This is a genomic window from Nitrospira sp. SG-bin1, from assembly GCA_002083365.1.
Lineage (GTDB): Bacteria > Nitrospirota > Nitrospiria > Nitrospirales > Nitrospiraceae > Nitrospira_D.
Map to the genome: position 1 here is coordinate 118,022 of LVWS01000033.1, position 24,519 is coordinate 142,540.

The 24,519-nt window shown below is 56.4% G+C and carries 29 protein-coding genes and 2 pseudogenes; 17 read left to right on the plus strand and 14 right to left on the minus strand.

Translation table 11 applies throughout. The annotated features are described in order from the left end of the window. The first annotated feature begins 52 nt into the window (after window positions 1–52). From A4E19_04920 to A4E19_04950, 7 genes are all read left to right on the plus strand, one after another. Window positions 53–412 carry a sulfur reduction protein DsrE gene (locus A4E19_04920; protein OQW32707.1) on the plus strand — a complete coding sequence of 120 codons (360 nt, stop codon included), beginning with the start codon at window positions 53–55 and terminating at the stop codon, window positions 410–412. Window positions 413–630: 218 nt separating this feature from the next. Then, a complete protein-coding gene (locus A4E19_04925) occupies window positions 631–1,494 on the plus strand; it encodes a polyphosphate kinase 2 (GenBank protein OQW33176.1) in 864 nt (287 codons plus the stop codon). Between the two features lie 16 nt (window positions 1,495–1,510). After that, window positions 1,511–1,870 (plus strand): glyoxalase, encoded by a 360-nt coding sequence (locus A4E19_04930; protein ID OQW32708.1) that lies wholly within the window; start codon window positions 1,511–1,513, stop codon window positions 1,868–1,870. Next, window positions 1,867–2,400, plus strand: coding sequence for a hypothetical protein (locus A4E19_04935; protein OQW32709.1), 534 nt, complete (start codon window positions 1,867–1,869; stop codon window positions 2,398–2,400). Before A4E19_04930 ends, A4E19_04935 begins: the two co-directional genes overlap by 4 nt. Window positions 2,401–2,462: 62 nt before the next feature. Further along, window positions 2,463–3,044, plus strand: a complete 582-nt coding sequence (locus tag A4E19_04940) for a hypothetical protein (protein ID OQW32710.1) — start codon at window positions 2,463–2,465, stop codon at window positions 3,042–3,044. An 85-nt stretch (window positions 3,045–3,129) separates the two neighbouring features. Then, entirely contained in the window at window positions 3,130–3,762 is a 633-nt protein-coding gene (locus A4E19_04945) for a hypothetical protein (protein OQW32711.1), read from the plus strand. Between the two features lie 79 nt (window positions 3,763–3,841). Beyond that, window positions 3,842–4,201 carry a hypothetical protein gene (locus A4E19_04950; protein OQW32712.1) on the plus strand — a complete coding sequence of 120 codons (360 nt, stop codon included), beginning with the start codon at window positions 3,842–3,844 and terminating at the stop codon, window positions 4,199–4,201. A gap of 89 nt (window positions 4,202–4,290) precedes the next feature. On the opposite strand, the gene A4E19_04955 is transcribed toward A4E19_04950, so the two are convergent. Next, window positions 4,291–4,494, minus strand: coding sequence for a hypothetical protein (locus tag A4E19_04955; protein ID OQW32713.1), 204 nt, complete (start codon window positions 4,492–4,494; stop codon window positions 4,291–4,293). A 347-nt stretch (window positions 4,495–4,841) separates the two neighbouring features. On the opposite strand from A4E19_04955, the gene A4E19_04960 reads away from it, so the two are divergent. The 10 genes from A4E19_04960 (at window position 4,842) to A4E19_05005 (ending at window position 11,525) form a co-directional block, all read left to right on the plus strand. Then, complete coding sequence (locus A4E19_04960; protein ID OQW32714.1) at window positions 4,842–5,153, plus strand: hypothetical protein; 312 nt, start codon at window positions 4,842–4,844, stop codon at window positions 5,151–5,153. An 8-nt stretch (window positions 5,154–5,161) separates the two neighbouring features. After that, entirely contained in the window at window positions 5,162–6,079 is a 918-nt protein-coding gene (locus A4E19_04965; GenBank protein OQW32715.1) for a hypothetical protein, read from the plus strand. Beyond that, on the plus strand, window positions 6,064–7,299 hold the full coding sequence (locus A4E19_04970; protein OQW32716.1) for a pyruvate synthase: 1,236 nt from the start codon (window positions 6,064–6,066) through the stop codon (window positions 7,297–7,299). Before A4E19_04965 ends, A4E19_04970 begins: the two co-directional genes overlap by 16 nt. A 25-nt stretch (window positions 7,300–7,324) precedes the next feature. Beyond that, window positions 7,325–8,272, plus strand: a complete 948-nt coding sequence (locus A4E19_04975; GenBank protein ID OQW32717.1) for a pyruvate synthase — start codon at window positions 7,325–7,327, stop codon at window positions 8,270–8,272. A 61-nt stretch (window positions 8,273–8,333) separates the two neighbouring features. Then, entirely contained in the window at window positions 8,334–8,819 is a 486-nt protein-coding gene (locus A4E19_04980; GenBank protein OQW32718.1) for a hypothetical protein, read from the plus strand. A 6-nt stretch (window positions 8,820–8,825) separates the two neighbouring features. Then, window positions 8,826–9,293, plus strand: coding sequence for a hypothetical protein (locus A4E19_04985; GenBank protein OQW32719.1), 468 nt, complete (start codon window positions 8,826–8,828; stop codon window positions 9,291–9,293). 1 nt (window position 9,294) lies between these two features. Then, on the plus strand, window positions 9,295–9,813 hold the full coding sequence (locus A4E19_04990; GenBank protein OQW32720.1) for a hypothetical protein: 519 nt from the start codon (window positions 9,295–9,297) through the stop codon (window positions 9,811–9,813). Window positions 9,814–9,870: 57 nt separating this feature from the next. After that, window positions 9,871–10,083 carry an antitoxin gene (locus tag A4E19_04995; GenBank protein ID OQW33177.1) on the plus strand — a complete coding sequence of 71 codons (213 nt, stop codon included), beginning with the start codon at window positions 9,871–9,873 and terminating at the stop codon, window positions 10,081–10,083. Between the two features lie 135 nt (window positions 10,084–10,218). Then, window positions 10,219–10,842 carry a hypothetical protein gene (locus A4E19_05000; protein ID OQW32721.1) on the plus strand — a complete coding sequence of 208 codons (624 nt, stop codon included), beginning with the start codon at window positions 10,219–10,221 and terminating at the stop codon, window positions 10,840–10,842. A 26-nt stretch (window positions 10,843–10,868) separates the two neighbouring features. Then, window positions 10,869–11,525, plus strand: a complete 657-nt coding sequence (locus A4E19_05005) for a hypothetical protein (protein ID OQW32722.1) — start codon at window positions 10,869–10,871, stop codon at window positions 11,523–11,525. 30 nt (window positions 11,526–11,555) lie between these two features. Here the strand turns inward: A4E19_05005 and A4E19_05010 are convergent. The 13 genes and pseudogenes from A4E19_05010 to A4E19_05070 all read right to left on the minus strand — a co-directional run bounded on the left by A4E19_05010 (window position 11,556) and on the right by A4E19_05070 (window position 24,510). Beyond that, window positions 11,556–14,282 (minus strand): annotated as a pseudogene (locus A4E19_05010) (CoA-binding protein). A gap of 11 nt (window positions 14,283–14,293) precedes the next feature. Further along, window positions 14,294–15,391 (minus strand): NrdH-redoxin, encoded by a 1,098-nt coding sequence (locus A4E19_05015; protein OQW33178.1) that lies wholly within the window; start codon window positions 15,389–15,391, stop codon window positions 14,294–14,296. A gap of 97 nt (window positions 15,392–15,488) precedes the next feature. After that, entirely contained in the window at window positions 15,489–15,749 is a 261-nt protein-coding gene (locus A4E19_05020) for an acyl carrier protein (GenBank protein ID OQW32723.1), read from the minus strand. Then, a complete protein-coding gene (locus tag A4E19_05025) occupies window positions 15,746–16,912 on the minus strand; it encodes a branched-chain alpha-keto acid dehydrogenase subunit E2 (GenBank protein OQW32724.1) in 1,167 nt (388 codons plus the stop codon). Before A4E19_05025 ends, A4E19_05020 begins: the two co-directional genes overlap by 4 nt. 65 nt (window positions 16,913–16,977) lie before the next feature. Next, the gene (locus A4E19_05030) at window positions 16,978–17,952 is read right to left on the minus strand and encodes a pyruvate dehydrogenase (protein ID OQW32725.1); all 975 of its coding nucleotides are present in this window, start codon (window positions 17,950–17,952) and stop codon (window positions 16,978–16,980) included. A 17-nt stretch (window positions 17,953–17,969) separates the two neighbouring features. Further along, complete coding sequence (locus A4E19_05035) at window positions 17,970–18,959, minus strand: pyruvate dehydrogenase (acetyl-transferring) E1 component subunit alpha (protein OQW33179.1); 990 nt, start codon at window positions 18,957–18,959, stop codon at window positions 17,970–17,972. 8 nt (window positions 18,960–18,967) lie between these two features. Next, window positions 18,968–20,731 (minus strand): acetate--CoA ligase, encoded by a 1,764-nt coding sequence (locus A4E19_05040; protein OQW32726.1) that lies wholly within the window; start codon window positions 20,729–20,731, stop codon window positions 18,968–18,970. An 11-nt stretch (window positions 20,732–20,742) separates the two neighbouring features. Next, a complete protein-coding gene (locus A4E19_05045) occupies window positions 20,743–21,102 on the minus strand; it encodes a hypothetical protein (GenBank protein OQW32727.1) in 360 nt (119 codons plus the stop codon). Between the two features lie 11 nt (window positions 21,103–21,113). After that, window positions 21,114–21,971 carry a hypothetical protein gene (locus A4E19_05050; GenBank protein ID OQW32728.1) on the minus strand — a complete coding sequence of 286 codons (858 nt, stop codon included), beginning with the start codon at window positions 21,969–21,971 and terminating at the stop codon, window positions 21,114–21,116. A gap of 24 nt (window positions 21,972–21,995) precedes the next feature. Further along, a complete protein-coding gene (locus A4E19_05055) occupies window positions 21,996–22,583 on the minus strand; it encodes a hypothetical protein (protein OQW32729.1) in 588 nt (195 codons plus the stop codon). Window positions 22,584–22,590: 7 nt separating this feature from the next. After that, window positions 22,591–23,079 (minus strand): ATPase, encoded by a 489-nt coding sequence (locus tag A4E19_05060; protein ID OQW33180.1) that lies wholly within the window; start codon window positions 23,077–23,079, stop codon window positions 22,591–22,593. Between the two features lie 103 nt (window positions 23,080–23,182). Beyond that, window positions 23,183–23,794: pseudogene (locus A4E19_05065) on the minus strand (hypothetical protein). A 242-nt stretch (window positions 23,795–24,036) separates the two neighbouring features. Continuing rightward, window positions 24,037–24,510 carry a heat-shock protein Hsp20 gene (locus tag A4E19_05070; protein ID OQW32730.1) on the minus strand — a complete coding sequence of 158 codons (474 nt, stop codon included), beginning with the start codon at window positions 24,508–24,510 and terminating at the stop codon, window positions 24,037–24,039. Window positions 24,511–24,519 lie beyond the last annotated feature (9 nt).

The window sequence follows — 24,519 nt, forward strand, 5'->3', positions numbered from 1 at the left end:
AGGGCGGGTCACGCATTGTCGAAAGAGTCGAAAAACCATGGAGGAGCCCGTTATGGCGACATTCATGATTTCAGGCAGTCGAGGGACCGATGATCCAACGATGGCGACGTTGCCCTTCATGGCTGCCAAGACGGCGAAAGATCAAGGGCATGATGTGGTCCTGTGGTTGTGGAACGAAGCCGTGACGTTGGGTCGGAAAGGCGTGGCGGATCATGTGACGGGTGTGAATTTGACGCCGTTGAAGGAACTACTGGCTGCCGTCCAGGCTGCCGGTGTGCCGATCTGGGTTTGCGGGGCCTGCGCCGTGGCGAGACAGGTCGGAGCCTCGGATCTCGTCGCCGGTGCATCCATCAAGGGGATGCCGGACTACATCAAGGCCGTGGCTGAACGCGACCGGAACGTGATGTTCTGATTCTTGTGAGATGGAGGCTTCGCATGGCGAGCGGTGAATCATCCGGGAAATCAAAAGACCGCAAAGAGCGGCCGGAGATTCCAGATATCGACGACCTTATGAAGGAACCCAAGCGGATGGACACGAATGAACTGGAGACGATCCCCACGAAGGTGCCTATGCAGGGAGACGGATATCCGCCACCGGCCAGTGCCTCCATCGGAACAGTGTTGAAACAAATCGGAGACTCAGGGGCCACGTTGACCGAAGATGATCTCCGCAGAATCAACACGAGAAAAGGTCTCATCCAATTGCTGGAGAAGCGAGGCGTCGATATTCAGGACGTGCGCAAGAGGCTACTGTACGAACATGAGCTGCGGCAGCTGCAAGTGGAATTAGTCAAGTTCCAACGGTGGGTTCAGAATACGGGAGCGCGCATTGCGATTCTCGTCGAAGGACGGGATGCCGCGGGAAAAGGCGGCACGATTCGACGCTTTACCGAACATCTGAACCCTCGTGCGATGCGGGTCGTGGCATTGCCGAAACCGAGCGACGAAGAACGAGGCCAGTGGTATTTCCAACGATACATTCGCCAACTGCCGAACAAGGGCGAAATCGTCTTCTTCGACCGTAGTTGGTACAACCGTGCCGTCGTCGAACCGGTGATGGGATTCTGCACTAAGAAAGAGCATCAGCGTTTCCTGCAGCAGGTTCCCGAATTCGAACATATGCTCTATGAAGATGGCGTGACCATCATTAAATTCTGGTTCTCCATCTCGAAGGAAGAGCAAGCGAAACGCTTTGACGCGAGACGACAAAATCCCCTGAAACAGTGGAAGCTCAGCCCCGTCGATGAAAAAGCACAGGAGTTGTGGGATGCCTACACGCGCAGCAAAGAAGAGATGTTCAGCAAGACACACACGACGTACAGCCCGTGGATCATCGTCAAGGCCAACGACAAACAGGCGGCCCGCCTTGAGAGCCTGCGTTACGTGTTGAATCTGTTGCCCTATAAGGGTAAGGAAGAAGCCCAGATCAGATTGACGCCCGATCCGAACGTGATTACGCGGTTCCACCGCAAGATGGTGGAACTGGATCTCTGAGAGGAATGAGCCCGCCATGGCGATCAAGTCGATCGCGTTTACGGTCTATCCCGTCTCCAATATGGAACGGGCACGGGCGTTCTACGAGCACGTGCTCGGCTTACACACGACGTCGCACTATCAAGACGAGTGGGTAGAGTACGATCTCGGTGACGGGACCTTTGCCATCACGACGACAGCGATGGGTCACACTCCGGGGGCTAGGGGAGCGGTCGTGGCCTTCGAGGTCTCCAACCTGGATGCCTTTGTTCAGAGGATGAAAGAGCGAGCGGTCGTGTTCGTCACGGAAGTATTCGACACACCGGTTTGCAGGATGGCGGTGATTGAAGATCCTGACCGGAATCATGTCACCATTCATAGGAGAAATGCCTCATGAAACGGTTGGTCGTGGTCTCTAGCTTTGCAATCTGGGTAACCGCCATGGCTCCGCACGCGCAAGCCGAACGCCACATGATGCAGCCGATCGTGCCAGCCGATAAATTGGCGGAAGCGCGGGCGCTCAAAAACCCCTTGTCAAATGCTCCTGAAGTCATCGAGCAAGGCAAAGCGGTGTACAACGGCAAGGGAGGCTGCGTCACCTGTCATGGAATAGAAGGAGACGGCAAGGGGCCTGGGGCGGTGAATATGGATCCCGCTCCACGCAACTTTCGACACCATGGTTTCTGGCGGCATCGTACTGAGGGAGAAATCTTTTGGGCCATCAAATATGGCTCACGCGGGACGGCCATGATCGCGTTCGGGGCGGTCTTGTCGGACCAGGAGATATGGGCTCTGATTCAGTACGAGCGCACCTTCGCCGGGAGCCACGGACCGGGCATGATGGAAGAGGGCATGGGGCCCCGCGGTGGGATGGGTGAAAGAGAAGGTATGGGGCATCGTGGGCGGAGAGGCGGAATGGGCGAATGAGCAGAGAATATATGCCGTCTGGTCATGGGAGCTACTTTCATGAGCAGTAGAAGGAGGTCGGTATGAATGCGCTCACAAAAGTTGGAACCGGGCTGATCATTGGACTGCTCGTAGGTGGCTGTTCTTCTTACCACACGGGAAAACACGACAATAAACTGAAGGCAAAGGCGTCGCTTGCGGGGCCTGGTATTACCGGAGAGGCCGACCTGTACGAAGAGTATGAAGGCCGTGTGCGCATCAAGCTGAAAGTTCAGGGCACCACGGAGAGCAAGCTGAATCCGGGTCTGCACGGAATTCACATCCACGAAGTGGGGAGTTGTGAGCCGTTTTCGGCCGCGAAGGGACATTACGACGGCAATGTGGATCAAAACATCAATCCTGAAGCGTCGGTCAATCCAGGTCTTGGTAATCATCCGTACCATCTCGGTGATCTTCAGAACCTCTCCGTGGATGAGAATCGAAAGGGGGCGCTTTATACCGTCACGAGCCGCGTCACATTGTCGCCCGGATTGAATACGCTCTTCGATCAGGACGGGAGCGCGTTTATCATCCATGAGCTGCCGGACAAGTATTTACCGGATCCGCCGAATAAGGACGCCCCAGGCGGACCCAGGATCGCCTGCGGAGTCATTGTGAAGCAGTAACACGTGTTGAGAGTCCGTGACGCTTAAGTGGCGCAGTAGGTGCGCCAGCGTCTCGCGAAAGAACCAAACCTCGGAGGTATCGGCCATGATGAAGCGGAACAATCAGTGGACCGTTGGATTCGGAGGAGTGGCATTGCTCGTGGCGATGGCCGTGTTTCCGGGTTTTATCGCGGAGAGTTACGGGGAGATGATGCATGGTGGTCACGATCAGGATGAACTGGACGACCACAGTGGACACTATCTAAAACATCTGCTGAAGCATGCCAAAGAAATTGGGCTGACCCAGGAACAAATCAGCAAGCTTAAGGCCCTACAGCTGGACTTCAAACGCACAGAGGCTCGATTGGAAGCAGATGCCAAGGTGGCCAAACTCGAGTTGCATGCGTTAGTGGAAGACGAGCAAACCGACGTCAGTGCGATCCAAGCCAAAGTGGACCAACTGAAAAAAGCGGAAGCCGCTTGCTTGGTCGCGGCCATCAAAAGCAATCGCAACGCCATGGCCATGCTGACTCCTGAACAGCGAGAGAAAGATCGTGCGTTGCATGACCAGATGAAGGCCGGAGGGCAGCACGGGGGTGGAACGGGTGGGATGAGCCATGGTGGAATGATGGGTGGCATGATGGGCGGAATGGGAGGAGGAGCCATGGGGGGGCATGGACAGGGCGGTAAGGATCATGGGAGTGGTGGATCCAGCGGTGGACAGCAACACCAGCACTGAATATCGAACGTCGAAATCCGCTTGTGGCGACGTATTCATCATCGATAGAAAGCGGTTGAGCAGGTAGGAGGGGACTCGTATGTTTTTACGTCTGGTCGTGAGTATCGCGGTGATCGCTTGGACCGGATCTTGGGTGCTGGCACAGGGCCAGGGAGGAAGTACGAAGAACGGCGAGAGGCTTTTTCAACAACATTGTGCGAACTGCCATGGAGCCACCGGTGATGGGCTGGGGCCCGAGATCAAGGAGCTGATTGTTCCTCCGGCTGATTTTCGTGCAGTGAAATCGCGCACCAAGACCGATATGGAACTCTACCTCGCGATCAAGCAGGGGGTCCTCTTCAGCCCGATGCACGGATGGGCGGATCGCTTATCCGATCAAGAGATTCGGGATGTGGTGAGATACATTCGAAGTTTGGCACCATTTAATCCTATCAGCTAGAGAAACGAGGGGGGGGTTGTTTGAGAGATATAGGGTGCTACGAGAGGAGTAGTCCGACGCGCGCATGACAGTCTGAAGGTCGTCGGAGTTCAACGGCTTGCAAGAGGAGGATACCAACGATGAAAGGTTCTCATCAGCACAAACACGAACATAGTCATGCTCACACACATGATGCCGGTGAAAGCCATACCCACAGGCATGTACATCAACATGCGCATGGCCATTCCCATGCAAAGTCCGGCGATCACGAGCATGGGCACCTGGGCGACCATGGGGCCCATGAGCATAAGCATCTTAAGTAAGCGTCAGAGTCTTCACTCGTTCAGCCCGCGCGTTCTGGGGAGGGTCTTCGACCTAAGTCGCGTGAGGGCATGATCGCGCTATTCTCCGTGGAATAGAGTTCATCCAGAGTTCTGATTGAAACATTCGATTCCAACAAACTTAAGTTGACTGTTGCCAATTGCGACAGTTACCACACACCTCTCAGCCCTGAAATTCCCCAGCCACAACAGTTATCGGCCTCGCACTATGGCGTAAGATCGCGTCAACCCGTAACAATTTTGCCGCGCTGACCAGGTTTTGTTGGCACAAACTTGGCTCTCTGACAGGACAGATGTTCCTAACACAGGGAGGCTCTGCCATGGCAAATCAGGATGCTCAATGTAGACCGGAGACCGTCATCCTCGCATTTCTCGCAGGTGCGGTTGGAGGAATGATGGCCGGTGTCCTGCTCGCACCGAAATCCGGTGAAGAAATGCGACGCGACATAAAGGAGCATGCGCGCAGGACGGAAGAAGAAATCATCGAGAAAGCCAAGGAGGCGCGAGCCGCCCTCGATGAAGTCATCGAGCGGGGGAAACATTTTGTGGAGGAGAAGAAAGCGGATGTCGAAGCGGCGGTGAAGGCCGGTCGAGAGGCGATGAAAGAGCGGATGGATACATGCCGTAGCTGAGTAATTCTATGCTCGCTATTCGCTTCCATGGTCGAGGCGGGCAAGGCGCCAAGACGGCGAGTCGTATCCTGGGAACGGCAGCGTTCCTGGAAGGATTTGTGGCGCAGGACTCGCCGATTTACGGAGCTGAGCGGCGTGGCGCACCGGTCGCGGCGTCTACCCGTATTGCGAGAGAACCAATCCGTGAGCGTGGAGTCATTACTCATCCCGATGTGGTGATTGTAGCCGATTCGTCGCTCATCCATGATCCCTCAGCTCGGGTGCTTGAGGGAGTCGGCAAGAAGACGGTCGTGTTCGTCAATTCGTCACTGTCGGCCGAGCGGTTTGCGATTCAGGCTTCAGATTCCAGTCGTGTGACGACCTTGGATCTGACTGAGATTGCCCTCCAGCAGCTCGGTAAGCGTGAGGCGATCAGCGCATTACTCGGCGCCGTCGCCGGACGACTCCTTGGCCTCCGTGAGGAATCGATCCGCGGCGCGATCGCACGCGAGTTGGCGGCTCTCGGGCTGGCCGCCTCGGTTATCGAGCAAAATCAAACAGCCGCGCGGCACTGTTATGCAGCGGTTCCGGTAGTTCCCCTTGAAACCAGCGCACGCGAGGCTCCAAGTCCGGCGCGACTTCGAGTACCGACCTATGAACCGCCGACCAGAGGAACGGCCAGGATCAGCGCTGCCGCAAATTCGCTTTTGCGCGAAACCGGAGGGTGGCGGACCTTCAGGCCTGTGCTGGTGCCCGACAAGTGTAACGGCTGCTGGCTTTGTTTCGTCTATTGTCCGGATGGAGTGATCTCAATGACCAAGGATAACAGACCCGTGATTGACTACGATCATTGCAAGGGTTGTCAGATCTGCGTCCAGGAGTGCCCGACTCACGCATTGGTCGCCGAGCGAGAGAAAGAAGGAGAAGCGGCATGGACGGCGAAATGATGACCGGTAACCTGGCCGCGGCCTGGGGTGCTCGTCTTGCCGATGTCGACTATATCCCGGCCTTTCCCATCACTCCTCAGACCGAAATCATCGAGGCACTGGCCGCGTGGTGCCAGAGCGGAGAACTGGCAGCGCGGTTGGTGACGATGGATTCCGAGCATTCCATGATGACGGCGGCCGGAGCTGCCGGTGCGACGGGGGCGCGTGTGTTTAGCGCGACATCCAGCCAAGGACTCTTGTACGCATTCGAGCTGCTCTATTCGGTCTCCGGCTGGCGCGTTCCTCTCGTAGTGGTGAACGTCTCGCGGGCGCTGGCCGCTCCTATCACGCTTGAGCCGGATCACAACGACGTATTGGCGGCGCGAGATTCCGGGTTTCTGCAGATCCACGCCGAGACCTGCCAGGAAGTGCTGGACTCGATTCTCATGGCCTATCGGATTGCAGAGGATGAACGGGTCATGCTGCCCGTCATCGTGAATCTGGACGGCTTCTATTTGTCCTTTACCCGCGAGCCGGTGGCTGTGCCGGATCTGGATAAGGTGAAGCAATTTTTGCGGCCCTTCCGTCCCACCCATCTCGGGTTTAAAGCTTCAGCTCCCCATGCTCTGGGGACGGCGGTGCTCGGCGGTTCGGCCTACAGTTATTTCCGACATCAGATTCATTTGGCATCGATGAACGCCCTGCGTGTCCATGAAGAGGCGGCGGTGGAGTTCGAACGGTTGTTTGGCCGTCGCTATGGTCTCGTGGAGAGGTATCGACTTGATGACGCGGAGGATGTGCTGATCATGACCAATGCGTTCGCGAGCAAGGGCAAGGCGGCAGTGGATGCAGCGAGGAATGAAGGCCGTAAAGTCGGTCTACTCCGGCTGCGCGTGATCCGACCATGGCCGGCCGATGATATCCGTCATGCACTGCAAGGCAGGCGGGCTGTCGCAGTTCTGGACCAGAATGTCTCTCCAGGGCAGGGAGGCATCCTCTTTCAGGAAATCGCGGCCTGTCTCTACCACGAACCGTTACGGCCGCGCGCGCTCTGTTCATTCATCGGCGGTCTCGGTGGAAAGGATATTTCTGACGGTGAGTTTCACGCGATGTTCGAACAGACGGCCGAAGCCGGAGTACGCGGCAATGGAATCGGGCCAGTGTTGCTTTACACGGAAGCCGAGCATCGGAACATGTTGGAAATTCAAATGCTGGCGACAGGACCTCCGATGGGTGGCTGAGAGTCAATAGTCGGGGCGCATTCATATGCCATGGCAACGTGAGACATATAAGAAAATTAAACAAATCCCGCGGGAGGAATACGTCTTGGCGGGGACGTCTCTCTGCGCCGGGTGCGGGGGATTAGAGGCGCTGCGGTTGGCCGCAAAAGTGTTGGGTGACAACGTAGTGTACGTGAACGCAGCCGGCTGCTTTACCATGCTGGCGGCCTATCCCTACACACCGTTTAAAGGTTCCTGGCTCTACGCCACGATGGGGTCAGCGCCGGCCGGCGCGCAAGGTGTGCGCGACGCGCTTGATATCCTGATCGCTAAGGGGCGGTTGCCGAAAAACGAGGATCTGAAAGCCGTGGTGTTGGGAGGGGATGGGTCGACCTACGACATGGCGCTCTCCTCGACATCAGGAGCCATCGAAAGGGGGTTGGACTTCTACTATTTCTGCTACGACAACGAAGCCTACGGCAATACCGGCATGCAGCTGTCCTCAGCGACGCCATATGGTGCGCGGACGGCGACGTCACCGTGCAGCCTGCAACATCCTACAGGCACGATCCAAGAGAAGAAGGACATCTTCGAAATCTGGCGAGCGCACAAGCCGCCCTATCTTGCAACCGTCTCGCCCCGCTACCCGTTGGATCTGGAGGAAAAATTCGCTCGTGCGGCCACGTTCACCGGACCGAAACTGTTCCTTGCACTGTCCGCTTGTCCCACCGGCTGGCTGTACGACCCGGGTGAGACGCCGGAGGTTGCTAAGCTGGCGGTCGAGACGGGCCTCTGGCCTTTGAAAGAGTCGATCAACGGGGAGGTTACCCATACCTACTTTCCCAAGCGCAGGCCGGTCGAAGAATACCTCACGCTCCAAGGGCGTTTCCGTCATCTGTTTGAACCGACCGTACAGAAGAATGCGATCGCGCACATTCAAAACAGAGTGGATGCATACTGGGAACGGGTGAAACAGACAGAACAGAAGGCGTGACGACTTGCAAAGATTGATCGTTGGAGGATCGGGAACAGTTCCCGGATTCGTAACATCTCCATTGTGGAAGAGGATTATCCTCCTTGTCAGTGGAGGACTGGTCTGTGCCACGGTAGCCGTCGGTTGCACCGACGTCGGGCAAGCACAGAGAGCGACGCGACCCAATCCCTATCTCACCCCGGATACGAGGCAGGCTATTCCGTTGTCATCATCGGCGGGGAAGGAACATCGGGCCGTGATGCTGCAGCACCTGGAAACGATGCAGGTGATTGTCGGTGCGCTGGTCGAAGAGGACTACGAGTTGGCAAAAGGGTTGACCGAATCGCATCTCGGCTTCTTCAGGCATCGCCAGGCGCTCGCCTATGGCGAATCAGAAAGCTTTCCTCCGGCTTATCACGACCTGGCCATGGCGCATCACGAAGCAGCGGAGGAGTTGGCCGAAACTATTCCCTCCAAGGACTTGAAGAAGATCTTACCGGCGTTCAATAATCTCCTGAAGGCCTGTGTGGCCTGTCATGTGGAATACAAAGTCGGGGAGGAAGGTTGATCACGCATGGGAGTAGGCATGAGCGAGGAGAAAACCATCACTGCATACTATGAACGGGATCATGATCGGCTTGATGAGCTGTTCAAGGCTTTTCAAACATCGAAACGCTCGGACTTTTCGAAGGCGAAGGAGGCGTTCAAGAAATTCAAGGTTGGCCTTCAGCGGCATATCGTGTGGGAAGAGGAACTGCTGTTTCCGATGTGGGAAGAGAAAACCGGGATGATCGAGGACGGCCCGACCCCCGTGATGCGATTTGAGCATGAACAAATCAAGAAATTGCTCGAATCCATCCATCAAAAGGTGGAACAGCAAAATCTCGACTCCGATCAGGACGAGCAGGCGCTGTTCAATCTCTTGAGCTCTCATAATCGGAAGGAAGAGCGGGCGCTCTATCCCTCGATCGATAACGTGACCAACGGGGACGAGCGTGCCACCATCTTCAGCAACATGAACAGGATTCCGGAAGACCGGTAGAATGCCTGTTGCAGTGATCACTGACGATAATCAACAAGAACGATTAAGCAATGTGAGACACATTCTCTTTCACGTCAGCTTAGGGGTGCCCACGTGGTTAGGCCTGCTCTTCGCGGGCTGGTTGGGAATGGAGACGGTAACGGTAAGCCATTCCGCTTGGGCTGAGTCCGGTCAGTCAGAACCGAGCGGCAAATTAAAGGGCAATATATTGAGGGGGCGAGAAATCTTCAACGGAAAAGGCGTGTGTTATTACTGCCATGGCATTGATGGGTATATCGGTAGGCCGCCTCGACTTGCACCGGACACTGCTGCCCTCATCGCCAAACTGAATCCTCCTCCTTCAGATTTACGAAATTCCGAGGAGCTGCGTTTGAAAACCGACAAGGAAAGGGCCCGCGCCATCCGAGAAGGCCATCCTGGGACCGGCATGTTCCCCGACACGACGATGACCGATCAAGAGCTTACCGATATGTTGCTCTACCTCGCGCTCATCCGAAAAGATCCCCACCCGGAGCAGTAGGCTCAAAGCTTGGCATGAGGCTATCAATGATTAAGAGTTCTTATTGAGCAAAGAATGATGAGAGCCCATTACGATTTCTCCAAAATGAAAGGGCGCAAGAATCCGTATATCAAGAGTCAGCCGGTCACGATGAGGCTCGACCGCGATACGGTTACCTATTTCAAATCCATCGCGGAAGAAATGGGAATCCCATATCAGAGCCTGATCAATCTTTACCCTCGAGACTGTGCGGTGAACCACCGCAAACTCCACATGAAATGGGCGTCGTAGTGCGTGGAACGTGGGACAAATTCAGCTTGGAAATGCTCATCACGCGTGTTGAGTTTGCAGCGTGAGGGGTAAGCGAGTCTAGAATGAAAACGTTACCATGCTACATACCATTAACTTATTCGTTGAGGCATAGGGATGCTGCATTCCAGACTGATTGGTTGGTTCTGTAGAAGCATCTTTTGTGTTGGTATTTTCTTTACTGTCACTGGGTGCATGATCATCAGCTACATGCCGGAAGCGGTTGAACCCACCCCGCCTCCCACCAAAGCGGGAATTGCAGGATTCTTTTTCTATACTGGTGCGGTAGGTGATCCAAAAAAAGAACAAAACTCCCTGCCCATAGAATTTAGACTTATCCAAGAGGCTTTAGAGAATAAAGGTGGGTTTGCCGCGGCTACCGTTTCGACTCCAGCGTCTCTCAAGGGTATTCATCTGAATGTCTATGAAATAGTGATTGAAGAATCCATAGCTAGCAGGTTCTTTTGCTCATTGTCGCTTCTAACCCTCACCGCTCTTCCTTGCTATAGCTCCAGAGGAGGATTTCTGGTGCAGTATGATCTGCTGGTGGACAGCGAATTGAAAAAGACCTATCGGTACGAGATTAAGGAAAGAAGAGCGCAGTGGATCGCACTCCTTCCGATCATGTGGATGAATGGTTTGATGGTCGATTACCGTCAGGCTTTCCAAGGAACGATCTACCAATTTCTTCGGGATGCCCAAGCAGATGGACACCTCCACTTACACATGGCTCCCACATAGGCGCGATAGTTGTCATTTGAGGATCGATGAAGCTCCAAGTCTTTCCCCGCGTCAGTCTAGCAATGATCACGATCCTCCTGCTCACAGCCTGTCAGATACAGAACTGGAAAGGGGCTAGCGTTGGGTCTTTTCAGGACGCGGCGATCGAAAGACATCCAGAATTAGCCTCGCTTCCTTTGTATATTCCAAAGTATTTGTCTGAGGGGCCTTTGCCATCTGAGCGCTTTCTCTTGCCCTCACCTCATAAGATCATTGACGCATTGAAGAGCAAGATAAAGACCCAGAATGGGATTGGTATTTTTCAAGTGATGGAGAGTGCTCCCGAAACCGGCATATTTAGTTCACTGCGGCTTGAGGAATTGGAGGCGTCGGGTTTGAGGAAAGCGTGGGCTGTATTTTCAATCTCAGTCCAGTTGCTAATTCCATTTTATGACGATTCGCTGGGATACAATGTGACATATGAACTGTTTATCGATGCCAAGCTTAAGAATCGCTACCAGTATTCGATACGTGGAAAACAACTGGCATGGTTCGCCATCGCCCTTGTCGTTCCTTTTAAATCGAGCGACTGGGAGATCATGAATATAGAGTACGGTAGCGTGAGTGACCGCCTTCTAGAGGAATTATTATCGACGTCCAGGTTGTTTGTGGAGGATGCCCGAAGAGACGGATTTCTTCGCTAGTAATTTGTCAGTCATATCATTTCTTCCCTCCCCAGAAACCCTGATCCTCGCATCCACGATTCGACAGCCCTGGCCGGGTGGGAGGGCGAAGATTGGATTCAGATCGAGCTCGCTGATTTCCGGAATTTCTTCGACGAGACGAGAAATCCGCAGCAGGGTTTCTTCCAGCGCTTCTAGATCGGCCGGTGGATGACCTCGATAGCCGGTCAGCAGCCGATAGCCTTTAATTTCTTGTATCATTTCTGCCGCGTCACGGTCGGTGAGCGGCGTGATCCGGAATTGCACATCGCCGAGAATCTCGACGTGAATCCCGCCGAGGCCGAACGCAATCAACGGACCGAATAACGGGTCCTCAGTCATTCCGATCATGACTTCCACACCACCGGTGACCATCGATTGTATGAGCACGCCTTCCATGGCGTCGAGCTGGTCGGCTTCGGCGAGTTTATTTCTGATCAAGTCGAACGCCCTGCGCACCGCCTGTTCGTCGCTGAGGTTCAATTGCACGCCACCAATCTCGGTCTTGTGCACGATCTGATGCGAGGCCAATTTAACAGCAACTGGATAGCCGGCTTGATTTGCCAAGGCTACTGCTTCGTCGGCTGTTCTGGCTACTCCCCCAGGCTGAACAGGAAGTTTGATCGTACTCAGGACGTTTCGAGTTTCTTCCACCGTCAACCAGCCGGATCCGCGACGCGACAGGGCGTCGGTACAGATATGTCGAACAGCGGAGAGGTCTAGATCGTCGAAGTCGGGCACCATGCCGGCAGGTTGCTGTCGCCAATCCGAGTACGTTGCCGCTTTGCTGAGCACGAGGGCGGGGGTCTCCGGCAAGTGGTAAGCGGGGATGGTTTCCGTTGAGGAACGGAATGTGCGATCCCGATTACCTTCTGCCATCCAACCGATGAGTACCGGCTTGGTCTTCGCGCCGGCGTTTCGACCATTCTCGATTCCTGCCATGATGCCACGAGCGATGTCGGCTGTATCCGTGACGGTCACAGCCGTATAGAGAATGATCAATGCATCGATCTCGCTCGCCGAAAGGAGCGTTTCGATTGCCTTGGCATACTGATCCGCAGTCGCCGAAGCGATCAAATCGATGGGATTGCCCAGCGCGGCAGCCATCGGAAGAAAAGAAGCGAGCGTGGCTTTGGTTTGGGCGGACAGTTCCGGAACGACCATCTCACATTGCTCGCACGCGTCGGTACAGAGCACGGCCGGCCCTCCCGCATTGGTGATTATTCCGACCCGCCGCCCAGGTGGGAAGGGTTGATTCGAGAGGCCGGCGGCCAAATGCAACAATTCGTCGAGCGATTCTGCGCGAATGACGCCGGCTTGATGAAACAAGGCCTCGACGGCCACATCGCTGGCTGCGAGCGCCGCCGTGTGAGAACTGGCCGCTCGCCGTCCCGACTGTGACCGTCCGGCTTTGACCGCAATGATGGGTTTGCGACGGCTCACGCGCCGCGCGATGCGAGCGAATTTTCGAGGATTGCCGAAGGACTCCATGTAAAGGAGTATGACATTCGTGGAAGGGTCTTCTTCCCAATATTGCAACAGATCGTTGGTGGACACATCGGCCTTGTTTCCCACGCTTACAAAGGACGAGATGCCCAAGTGGAACCGGCGCGCGCCGGCAAGGGTCGCAATCCCGATGGCGCCGCTTTGGGACGACATGGCGGCACGGCCGCGAGGGGGAAACAGGGTAGTGAAGGTCGCGTTCAACTGGACGTCGGGGTCTGTATTCAAGATACCGAAGCAATTGGGACCGATCATGCGCATCCCGTACTGACGGGTCTTGTCAACCAGCTGCCTCTGGAGCGCCGACCCTTCAGCTCCCACTTCGGCAAAGCCTGCCGTAATCACCACCAACGCCCGGACACCTTTGCCCGCACAGTCATCGACGACGGATAAGACCTGTTGGCGCGGCACCGCGATGATGGCCAGGTCTACTGACTCAGGAATCGCGTGGACCGATGGATGCACCGGGACGCCAGCGATTTCTAAGGCATGTGGATTGACCGGATAGATGACACCCTGAAATCGATTGATGCGGAGTGCATCGAGAAGCCGATAGCCGATGCTCAGGGGGTCGCGTGACGCTCCGATTACTGCGACTGATCGTGGGTGGAAAAACGGTTGGAGTGAGGCAGTTGTAGCGAGCCGTTCTCGGACCTCGGCGCAAGTAACGGTCTTCTCCGTGGGGATCAAGGACAACTCCACTTCCATGTCGTCGCCTTCGTACGCTTCATGGGACGTAAACCCCGATTCTCGGAAAACTTCGCGCATGGCCAGATTATCGGGATGAGTGACAGCCCACAGGTGAGTAAAATTGTGTCGGATGGCGACCAAGGCCAGTCGTTCCAGCAGCAGCGTCCCCAGGCCTTTCCCGTGAAACAGGTCGTCTACAGCCATGGCCACTTCTGCCGTGTGACGGTCCTTCGCCCAATAGGAGCCGGCAGCAATAATGCGTTGCTGCCCCTCCCATGTTCGGGTCACGATCAACGTGAACTGGGAACGGGGATTGGAAGCATCGCACAAGACGGCGACGGCCTCGGTCGGCGGGATGCTTTCAGAAAAGAACCGGTGACGTCTTGACTCGGGCGACAAGCGGCTGACGAACTCTTGCAGCATTGTTGCATCAGCGGGCTCGGCCGGTCGGATGGCGGCAGTCGAGCCGTCTCGCATGATGAGCGAGCCAGACTCGCTGTAGTCTGTCTTGAGGGGCGGAATGTAGAGGGGGCGAACTGTTCTCATCGTCCGTCCGTCTAAAGCGCCAGCCATTCGGGTTTCGCGATCAGCACGATGCCGAGGCTCGTCATCACCGCTCCAGCGGTCAGTTTCAACCAGCGACCGGCATGTTCTTGCAACTTTCTGCGACTCAATGTGAATACCGCAATCGCCACCATGAGGCTATCATCCAGAATGTAGGCCAGGTTATACAACCCGAGATAACCATAGTACTCCCAGGCCGGCAACTGCTGCATCGTAAGGATGTGTGTATAGAGTGCCGGGAACCCGGCGGTACAGAGCAGTTCGATCATGTTCACGAGCCCGGCGAGGACGACGATTCCCGCCATGGCCCCGGCGAGGTGTTCAGCTTGGAGGATTCCTCTGACTCTGGCGTAGAACCCCGGCTTGGCCGCTTCAGGAATGCTCAACGAGAGCCCACGGTGGAAGGTAAAGAAATCTTTGACGTTGATTGTTCCCATGAAGAGGGCGACGACACCCAGCGTGATTTGAATGCCGCGCGAAAGACCGATCAAGAGAAACACGTTCAGCCAGGCCGCCATGAAGGCAAAATAAATCAATCCGCTGACGAGGACGAACGTTCCGGCAATGAGGGCCATCTTTCTCCGGTCTTGGAGATTGACGAGCAACGACAACAGGAACAACAGGACCCACATCGCGCAGGGATTGAATCCATCCAGCAACCCGATCGCGATGGTGAACAGTGGGAGGCCGAGGTCCTGCGCTCGAAGCTCACCGAACCACTCGGTCTTGATACTTTTCGGTACGGGCGGTGCGGCAGCGCCTTGTGCATGCCGTTCGAGCCTGGCGCGGATCTCAGCTCCTGTTGTGCCGGATGAGTGGAACCCAATCATCAGTTCTCCGTCGACGAGAAAGGCAGGAACACCGAAATCAGGTATGCCTCGCTCAGCAGCCAGTGACGCAAGACGCTGCCGTGCAACTGAGTCCTCCGCGATGTTATAAACGGCAATCTGAAATGATGGTAGTTCATGCTGAAGTTCAGCGAGAAACACCTTGGCGGCTTCGCAGTGAGGACAGCCGGTACGGACGAAGACCTCGAGATCCGGGATTGGCTCGTCGGCTGAAACTTGTACCACGTTCCCTAGAACGAGCATGAGGAAGAGGATGGAGGTGCCGATTGTGCCGACGTAGTCTCCTATGCCTTGTTGGAGGTGGAACACAACAGCTCGCCAGCGGGAAAAGAAGGAGCAGTCATTTCGCTCGATGATCAGATAACTGCTCCACGCAGCCATCGAGGGTGCTGTATTTAGGATAGTCGACTTCCGGGATCTCCACGCCAAAGGTCCGATGGATCGAGACCACAAAATTCAAAAAGTCCATCGAGTCGATGTCCAGCTGATCACGGAAGCTAACATTCGGCTTCACGGCGGCAAGATCTGCTTCCGGGGCAATTTCACCCAGCAGGCGAAGGACCGTCTGTCTAATTTCATCCCGTGGGAGAGACCTGTTCATAGTTGCGCCGGCTCCTGCAACAATCGATCGACGGCCGAAAGAAAGACTCCGCCGCGGTGACCGTCAGTCACGCGATGGTCTGCGGAGAGGCTTGCCGTCACAACCGGCCTTGAGACCACGTGCCCCTCGATGACCCACGGGCGCTCCACGACTTTGCCGAAACCGACTAAAGCAACCTGTGGCGGATAGATGACCCCGAATACCGTTTCTACTCCCTGTTCACCGAGGCTCGTGACCGTGATCGTCGGATCGGAGAATTCCGAACTCCGTAACATCCCGGCGCGAGCCCGTTTCACCACGTCCTGAAAGCGGGTCATCAATTCCCCAAGACTTTGTTTGTCGGTATGGTGAATGGCCGGGGCGACAAGACCACCTTGCCGAAGCGACACGGCGACACCGACGTGGATGTCGGGGCTCTGAACGGCGGTACCTCCTTTCCAGAGAGCGTTCAATTCCGGCACCTGTCGAAGTGCCAAGGCCACGGTCTTGATCAACAACACGCCGTAGAGCAGTCGATCCGTCACGGATCGACTGACATTTTCTTCCGTGAGCCAGGCCATGGCCCGGCCCATGTCGATCGTCGTGCTCAGGTAATAATGGGGAATCTCCCGTTTCGATCGCGCCATCGCGGCGGCGATGGTCTCCCGCATCCGGGCCTGGCGGTCGACTGCTGTGGCAGCTGGTTCCTTCGTCGATACTGCCGCCGCAGCTCGCACATCGTCGAGGGTGATGGCACCACCAGGCCCAGTTCCTTTCAGGGCCGAAGGATCGACACGAAGCTCCACCGCGAGCTGTTTGGCGGCGGGTGATATGCGTAATCGGCCTGGCTCGAGCGGTGAGGGAACCATCGGCTGACTCACTTGGGGAGACGGCGACTCCTTCGCGGGCTCGGCTGCGACTTTTGCTTCGACCCGCTCAGCCGGTTTCCCCTCTTCGCTGATGATGGCCATGACTGTGCCGACTGGAACCGTATCGCCGAGCTTTGTTATCAACTGTTCAATGATACCGGTATGGAAGGACTCGACTTCGATCGCGGACTTTTCGGTATCTACTTCCGCGATGATCTCGCCTTTGGTCACTCGATCACCGACCTTCTTTTTCCATTCGACCAACGTCCCTTCGGTCATGTCCGAGCCCAATGTCGGCATCACGAATTCAGCCATGACAAAAACCTCGCGACGCATGAATGGTGATACGTGATGAGGGAGGGGCAAGCAGTAACCATACATCAACCCATGAGGCTATGCACGACGCTGACAATCTTCTCCGGCTGCGGAAGCGCCGCGTCTTCCAAATGTTTCGGGTAGGGGATCGGTACTTCGGTGCTACACACGCGAGCCACCGGACCATCGAGATCATAGAAGCCTCTCTCCATGATCTGCGCGCTGATCTCTGCAGCGAAACTTCCGGTGCGCCACCCTTCGTCGATGACGACGGCCATATGCGTCTTTTTCACGGAAGCGAGTATCGTCGCCTGATCGAGGGGGCGTAGCACGCGGAGATCGACGACTTCTGCGTCAATTCCCTCACTGGCCAACGTCTCGGCGGCTTGTAGTGTCTTCCACAGCGAGCCGCCGAACGTAATCAAACTCACGTCCTTTCCTTGTCGGCGCAAGGCCGCTGTCGAAATGTCGACAGGCAATACACCTTCGTTCAACTCTCCTTCCATCGGGTACAGATAGGCATGTTCAAAAATAAAGACCGGGTCCGGTTCCTTCAACGCTGTCAGCAACATGCCTTTCGCATCGGTCACGGTCGCGGGCGTGAGGACTGTGATGCCGGGGATGTGAGCATACCAACCTTCCAGACTATGGGAATGTTGGGCGGCGACTTGCCGACCGGCCCCCGTGGCCATACGCACGACGAGCGGAATGCTAAACTGTCCGCCGGACATGTGTCGAATCGTAGCGGCATTATTCACGATCTGGTCGAGGGCCAGAAGACTGAAGTTCACCGTCATCACTTCCACGATCGGCCTCATGCCGCCAAGGGCAGCGCCGATACCGGCACCGACGAAGGTGGATTCGGACAACGGCGTGTCGCGGATGCGTTCCGGTCCGAATTCTTCCAGGAACCCCTTACTGCAGGCATAGGTGCCGCCGTACTTGCCGACGTCTTCGCCCATGAGAAAGACGCGAGGGTCATTCTGCAATGCTTCACGGAGTCCGGCTCGAACGGCTTCTCTGTATGTCATCTTGATCATGTAAGATATATGGGCGGTTAGCCCCCGGCAGTCAGAGCCTTTGAACTGCTCGCCGGCGTATACACGTCTTTCTCAAGATCTTCGATCGGTTCCCACTCTCCGGCCTCGGCAAACGCCACTGCTTCGGCAATTTCAACGGCGACGGCGGTCTCCATCTTCTCGATATCGGCATCGTGCAGCAGCCCGTTACCCCGAAGATATTGCTCAAAGGAAGCAATGGGGTCGCGCTGTTTCCATTGGGCGACTTCGTCTTTGGTGCGATACAGCTCGGCGTCGTACATCGAGTGGGGTCGAAAGCGGTATGTGCGATACTCAATGAGGTAAGGCCCACCGCCTTGTCGTACGATATTCACGGCTTGTTGAGTCGCTGACTCCACCGCCAGGACATCCATTCCGTCCACCGATTCGGCCGGAATGGCATAGGCATCGGCCTTCTTGGCGATGTCGGTCTGAGCTTGATGTCGGGCCAGCGCGGTACCCATCGCGTACAGGTTGTTCTCGCAGAGAAAGAGCACCGGCAATTTCCAGAGCGCCGCCAAGTTGAGCGACTCATGAAATTCACCTTCCGCCACAGCGCCATCGCCGAAGAAGCAGGCGGTCACTCGGGGACGCTTCTGCATCTGGTCGGCTAACGCCAATCCGACCGCGACAGGTAAACCGCCTCCCACGATCGCGAGCCCTCCGTAGAACCGCCGCGAGGCGTCAAAAAAGTGCATAGAGCCTCCGCGTCCCCTCGCACAGCCGTTCGCTTTCCCGTAAAGCTCCGCCATCAACGGTCCCATCGGCGTGCCCCGTATCAAGGCGTGGCCATGTTCGCGATAGGTGCCGACGATTGCGTCATCCGAGGTGAAGCAAGGCATGGCACCGACAGCGACGGCCTCCTCACCGATGTAGAGATGGAGGAAACCGCGGATCTTGCCAAGGCTATAGAGTTCAGCGCATTTCTCTTCAAACCGTCGGATACGCAGCATTTGCTGGAGCAGCTCGAGGGCATGGTGTTGGTCTATCGACGCTGTCATGAGCCCGCCTCCAACGTCGACGTATCGCCCTCGGGTAAACCCAGCTCTCTGGCCTTCAGCAGCCTCCGCATGATCTTCCCGCTCCTGGTCTTGGGCAAAGTCGGCAAAAACGTAATCTCTTTCGGGGCCACGACGGCTCCGAGGCGTGCCCGCGCGAAGCCCAGCAACTCACGACGCAATTCCTCGCTGGGCGCGTAACCATTTTTCAAAGACACGAAGGCTTTGACGACTTCCATCGCCACGGGATCCGGTTTGCCGATCACGCCCGCCTCCGCCACAGCCTTATGTTCGATCAGCACGCTTTCCACTTCGAACGGTCCGATGAGGTGGCCGGAGGTCTTGATCACGTCGTCGGCACGACCGACAAACCAGAAATAGCCGTCTCCGTCTCGTTTCGCGAGATCGCCCGTGAGATACCAGCCCCCAACGAAACATTTCTTATACCGTTCCGGTTCGTTCCAGTACCCACGGAACATCGAAGGCCAGCCGGGTCTCAATGCCAGTTCCCCTTGGGCATTCGGTTCCACCAGGACCTCCACACCGCTGTCGGTTCTTCGGACGACTGCTGCTTCAATGCCGGGCAGCGGGCGACCCATGGAACCGGGGCGGATGTCCATGGAGGCATAGTTGGCGATCATGATGCCGCCCGTCTCGGTCTGCCACCAATTGTCGTGGAACGGCTGGCCGAACGCCTCTTGTCCCCAGACGACAGCCTCGGGGTTGAGAGGCTCGCCCACGCTGGCGAGAAAACGAAGGCGACGAAGATCGTACTTACGAACCAAATCTGCGCCGCCTTTCATCATCATGCGAATGGCCGTCGGGGCGGTATACCAGATCGATACTTGTTGGTCTTGCAGGGTGCGATACCAGCGTTCGGCATCGAATTCCGCTTCGTCGACGATGCTGGTGATGCCGCTCGTCAAGGGTGCGATGACGCCATATGACGTTCCCGTGACCCACCCAGGGTCTGCCGTGCACCAGAACCGGTCATCCTCGTGGAAATCCAGAGCATATTTGCCGGTCATGTGGTGAGCGACTACAGCCTGATGCACGTGCATCGCACCCTTCGGTGTGCCAGTCGTTCCGCTCGTAAAATGGAGCAGCGCCATATCCTCCGGGTCTGTGGGACCGATCGTGAAATCTGGACTTGCCCGCTGCATAAGGACGCCCAAGTCCTGCGTGCCGTCGATGGCGGTCGGTCGGCGGTCTTCTCCAATGAGTAAGACATGTTCGAGGCTGGGCACCGTCGAGCGGATCGCAGCGACTTTTCGTTGATACAGCGTGTTAGTGGTTACCAGCACTTTCGCCTCGCCGATGGTGAGCCGTGCCCGAATCGGTTCAGGGCCGAATGCAGAAAACAGAGGGCAGAACACGCTGCGGTTCTTCAAGGTTCCGAGGGCGGCAATGTAGAGTTCAGGGATCCGTCCCGCCAATACGAACACACGATCGCCATGTCTCACACCTAATTGCTGGAGGAGATTGGCAAAGCGGTTGGTCAGCTCGTTCAGGCGGCCGTAGGAATAGTCTTCGACCGTTCCGTTTTTTCCCAACCATCGGATCGCCAGGTGGGAGGCACGAACTCCCGTCGCATGACGATCGATCGCTTCATGCGCGATATTGAGACCCTGCCCATCGGGAAGCCCATCTAAGTCTTGCCTGGCCTGCTCCCAGGAAAAATGCGAACGGACGGTTCCATAGTCGTAGAGATGCGGAACCGTCTCCCACTCTCGGCGGGATTTGATGATTGGTGTCCAAACCACGTCGTTTCGTACTAGCTGGTGATGTCGGGTGGTGCCATGGATCGGATGTACGACAACACATCCAACATCTGCTGATCCGTCAGTTTGCCGCGAAAGCTGTGCATGGGGCTGAACAGCACGCCGTTTGAAATCGCGACCAGCAGCTCCCAGTCGGTCTTGGCCCGCGTCGCGTGTGATTGTAGATCGGCCGGACGCACAATGAGATCTTGACTGTCCGGGCCATTCCCATCGAGTTTGGCCCCATGACAACGCACACACTGTCGTTCATAGACTGCTTGTCCCGCCTTGGCATCCCCTCGGATCACTTGAGCGAAGGCGGCAGCGATCGAGACGCAAAGCATGAGGAGTACGAGAGGCGCCGTCGTCTTCATGTTCGTTCCTTTCACCGCAAGACAATGACCGGACAGGTCACGTGATGTACGACGGCGTGGGAGACGCTTCCCAAGAGAAAGCGAGACAGGCCTCTACGCCCATGAGAGGTCACGACGACCAGATCCATGTCTTTGGCTTCCTGTTCAATCACCTCCGCCGGATCGCCCGTGGCGACTTTCGTGTTCACCCTGTAGTGAGGGCACAATAGTTTGCCGGCTGTTGAGGTGACGAGCTCATCGGCGTAACGTTCCGCGCCCTCCCACCATGCTCCGGTTCCCAACGCGTCATAGGGGTCGCTGACTCCGATCGGGACGAGGGCATGAAGCACACAGAGCTCGGTGGGATTTGCGAAGGGATATCGCAGGAGCCATTTTACGATCCGGTCTGCGTCGTCTCGATCCTCGATGGCGACGAGCACCCGCTGAACCTTGCGGGCGGCTCCCCTGACGATCAGCGTCGGAGAGGAGCCGTGCAGGAGCACCCGATGAGACACACTGCCGAGGACCATCTCGGACAGACGATTTCGTCCGCGCACGCCCATGACGACCAGGTCGGCAGAGAGGTTTTTGGCGCTGTCGAGAATGAGCTGAGCGGGACTGCCGATTTCGTTCACCGTCCTGATCGACCCCACCTCGGGCGGTATGAGAGCGGCGGCACGCTCCAGCACCTGGCGGCCCGAATCGACCATTGCCTTGCGGAAATCGTCATACCCTTGCACATTGCCCGCCTGAGCCACGAACGGATGTTCCAAAATTCCCAACTCCACTCCGTGGACGAGTGTGACATCGGTCGGACGATAGAGTTGGAACGTCTGCGTGACGGCGGCAAACGCCTGATCGGACCAATCGACGCCGATGATGACTCTCATGCCCTGACCTTTCCCATCCGTGGTTCAAAACAGCGGATGTGGCGCGGTGCCGAATGGAAGCACGCGCGGTGATTCACCCACATTACCGCGTATCCGCCACGCTCCGTCTTCAAGGACAAGATAGTGTACTTCTTCATGCCAACTGTCGATGGGGACGTACAAACCGCTGGTCTTCGATCTGGCCCAGAGATGGCCGGTGCAGGTGACCTCCAGCACGGCATCGCGACCCGATCCCACCTTGGCCATCTTCGTGAAGAGATGGGTGCTCGCGATCTCCTGATATTCGTCAAACAGGTCTTTCCAGATCTTGCGCAGATCGTCCTTTTTCAACCCATGGTAGTTGTAGTGAGGAGAATACACGGCCATGACCTTGTCGAGATCATGGGCTTTGACGGCCTGCTCTGCCAGGTCAAAGGTTGCGACGACGGCCTTGGCTGTGGCCTCGTCCACTTCGATGACCGCGCCAGCCGGCACAACGATCTTGGCTTCAGCCGTTCCATGGCCGATCAGGAAGGTGAGAAAGAGACATGCTGTGACGGCCGCACGTCTGCTCAAGCGTCGAATCGGAGCGCCTCGCCTTCTTCTTGTCTCAGCGGTCGAATAAGGGTTCATCGATGTGTCACCTCGTCCATATGACGCGCACGAAATCCTCGTCTTGGTCGTAATGCAGGTCCAGCTCTCCATGATAGGCATGCTTCAGTCCCTCGCCGATACGTCTGGGCAAATGGCTGTCGGTCGTGGAAATGACGAGGCCTTCAGGCTTGGTCTCAATCGACATGATTCGAGACAGCGGGTGTTCCTTTTTCTCTACTTGTTCGGTGTTCTTTACCAGACCGATGACCTGTTCCCGTTGTTCGTCCTTGAAACTACCGACGACCGTGACCACACCTTTAGGGTATGTGTCGCGAATCCGCATGCAGGCGGGGCAGACGATCTCATCGGCGTGCGCAGGCCTTGCGCCCCAGGTCCACCGTCCCTTGTGGAACAGGGCTCCGCACTCGGTACAGACGGTCGGTTCTTTGAGCTTCCCGCGCAGCTTATAGGTATCGTGCTGATGCTCCTGGAGAGTTCGATCATGTCGAGCTCCCAAGCCTGCCGGTGTCTTCATTTTGGCTGTCATGCGCGCTCCATTTTCATGGCGGTGAAGCAGCTGAAGAGTGGGTCCGTTCCTTCCATCCCAACAGCGACTCTTCCGCCAAATTCAAATACTCCACCACATCGTGATCGCTGACCTGTGTAAAATCGACATAGTGGTTTCCGACGGCCCAAAACGGATCCGGTGTGGCAAGCACCACCAACTCGTCCACCTGCTCACGAGCTTCTCGTATCGTCTCCGATGGGCCGACTGGAATGGCTCCGATCAGGCGGTGCGGCCTCAGCTGCTTGATGGACTTGGCCGCCGCAAAGAACGTGGAACCCGTGGCAATGCCGTCATCGACGAGAATGACAATACGGTCGGCAAGCGTGGGGAGATGGCGATCCTGGCGATAGAGCTGTTGCCGTCGCTTGATCTCTTGTTGCTGCATCTGAACCAACGCGTCGCAGTCCGCCTGAGACAACCCATAGGCCGCCATGGCTTCAGGGTTCAAATAGATCGTCCCTGTTTCCCCCACGGCACCCAGCGCATATTCCGGATTATCCGGTGCCCCCAGCTTCCGAGCGATGAAGACATCCAGTGGAAGGCGCAGCCCCAGACTCAACTGATACCCGACGGCGACTCCACCGCGAGGAAGCGCCAAAATAATGGCCGTGGAGTCGTTCCGGTACTGCAGCAGCGGCTCAACGAGCCGACGACCAGCCTCTTCACGATTCCTGAACGTCACCGTCTTCCTCTCTGCCGATTGGACGGACGGCTCTACATCAAGCCGCTTGTCACACCGACCCCGATCAGGAACATCGCCATGAGAATAATGGCGAGGATGAGGAGCACATGATGATGAGGCTCGTGTTCTTTCTGATCCCAATGGACTTCCCAGGGAATGTCCAGGTAGCGGGGGTGCCGAAACATGATGCCCTCCCTTCAGTCAGTGAAGCTCGGGATGAGACATCCCGAGCCTGGTTCCCGTCAGGAAATCTTCACTTCGATCGATTTGGGTTTGGCCTTTTCCGCTTTGGGGAGATGCACTTTAAGCACGCCATCCTTGTACTCGGCGTTGACCTTGGAACCGTCGGCATCTTCGGGAAGGGTAAAGCTTCGCATAAAACTGCCGTATGAGCGCTCGACGCGGTGATATTTCTTGCCCTTTTCTTCTTTCTCGTAGTTCCGCTCGCCACTGATGGCCAGGACATCGTCGTGAACGCTGATCTTGATCTCCTCCTTCTTCATTTCCGGTACTTCAGCCTTGATGAGGTATTCCTTCTCGTCCTCCGAGATATCCACCAGCGGTGACCACTCCGTAACCGTAATGGCTTCCTTCTTATCCCCACCGGCGGAAATCGGTGCCCGGCCGAAGAAGCCTGAAAGTCGTTTCTCCATATCCTCGATCTCTTTGAAGGGATTCCATCTCGTCGTCGGTTCCCATCTAGTCAACGCGCTCATGACTAAGAC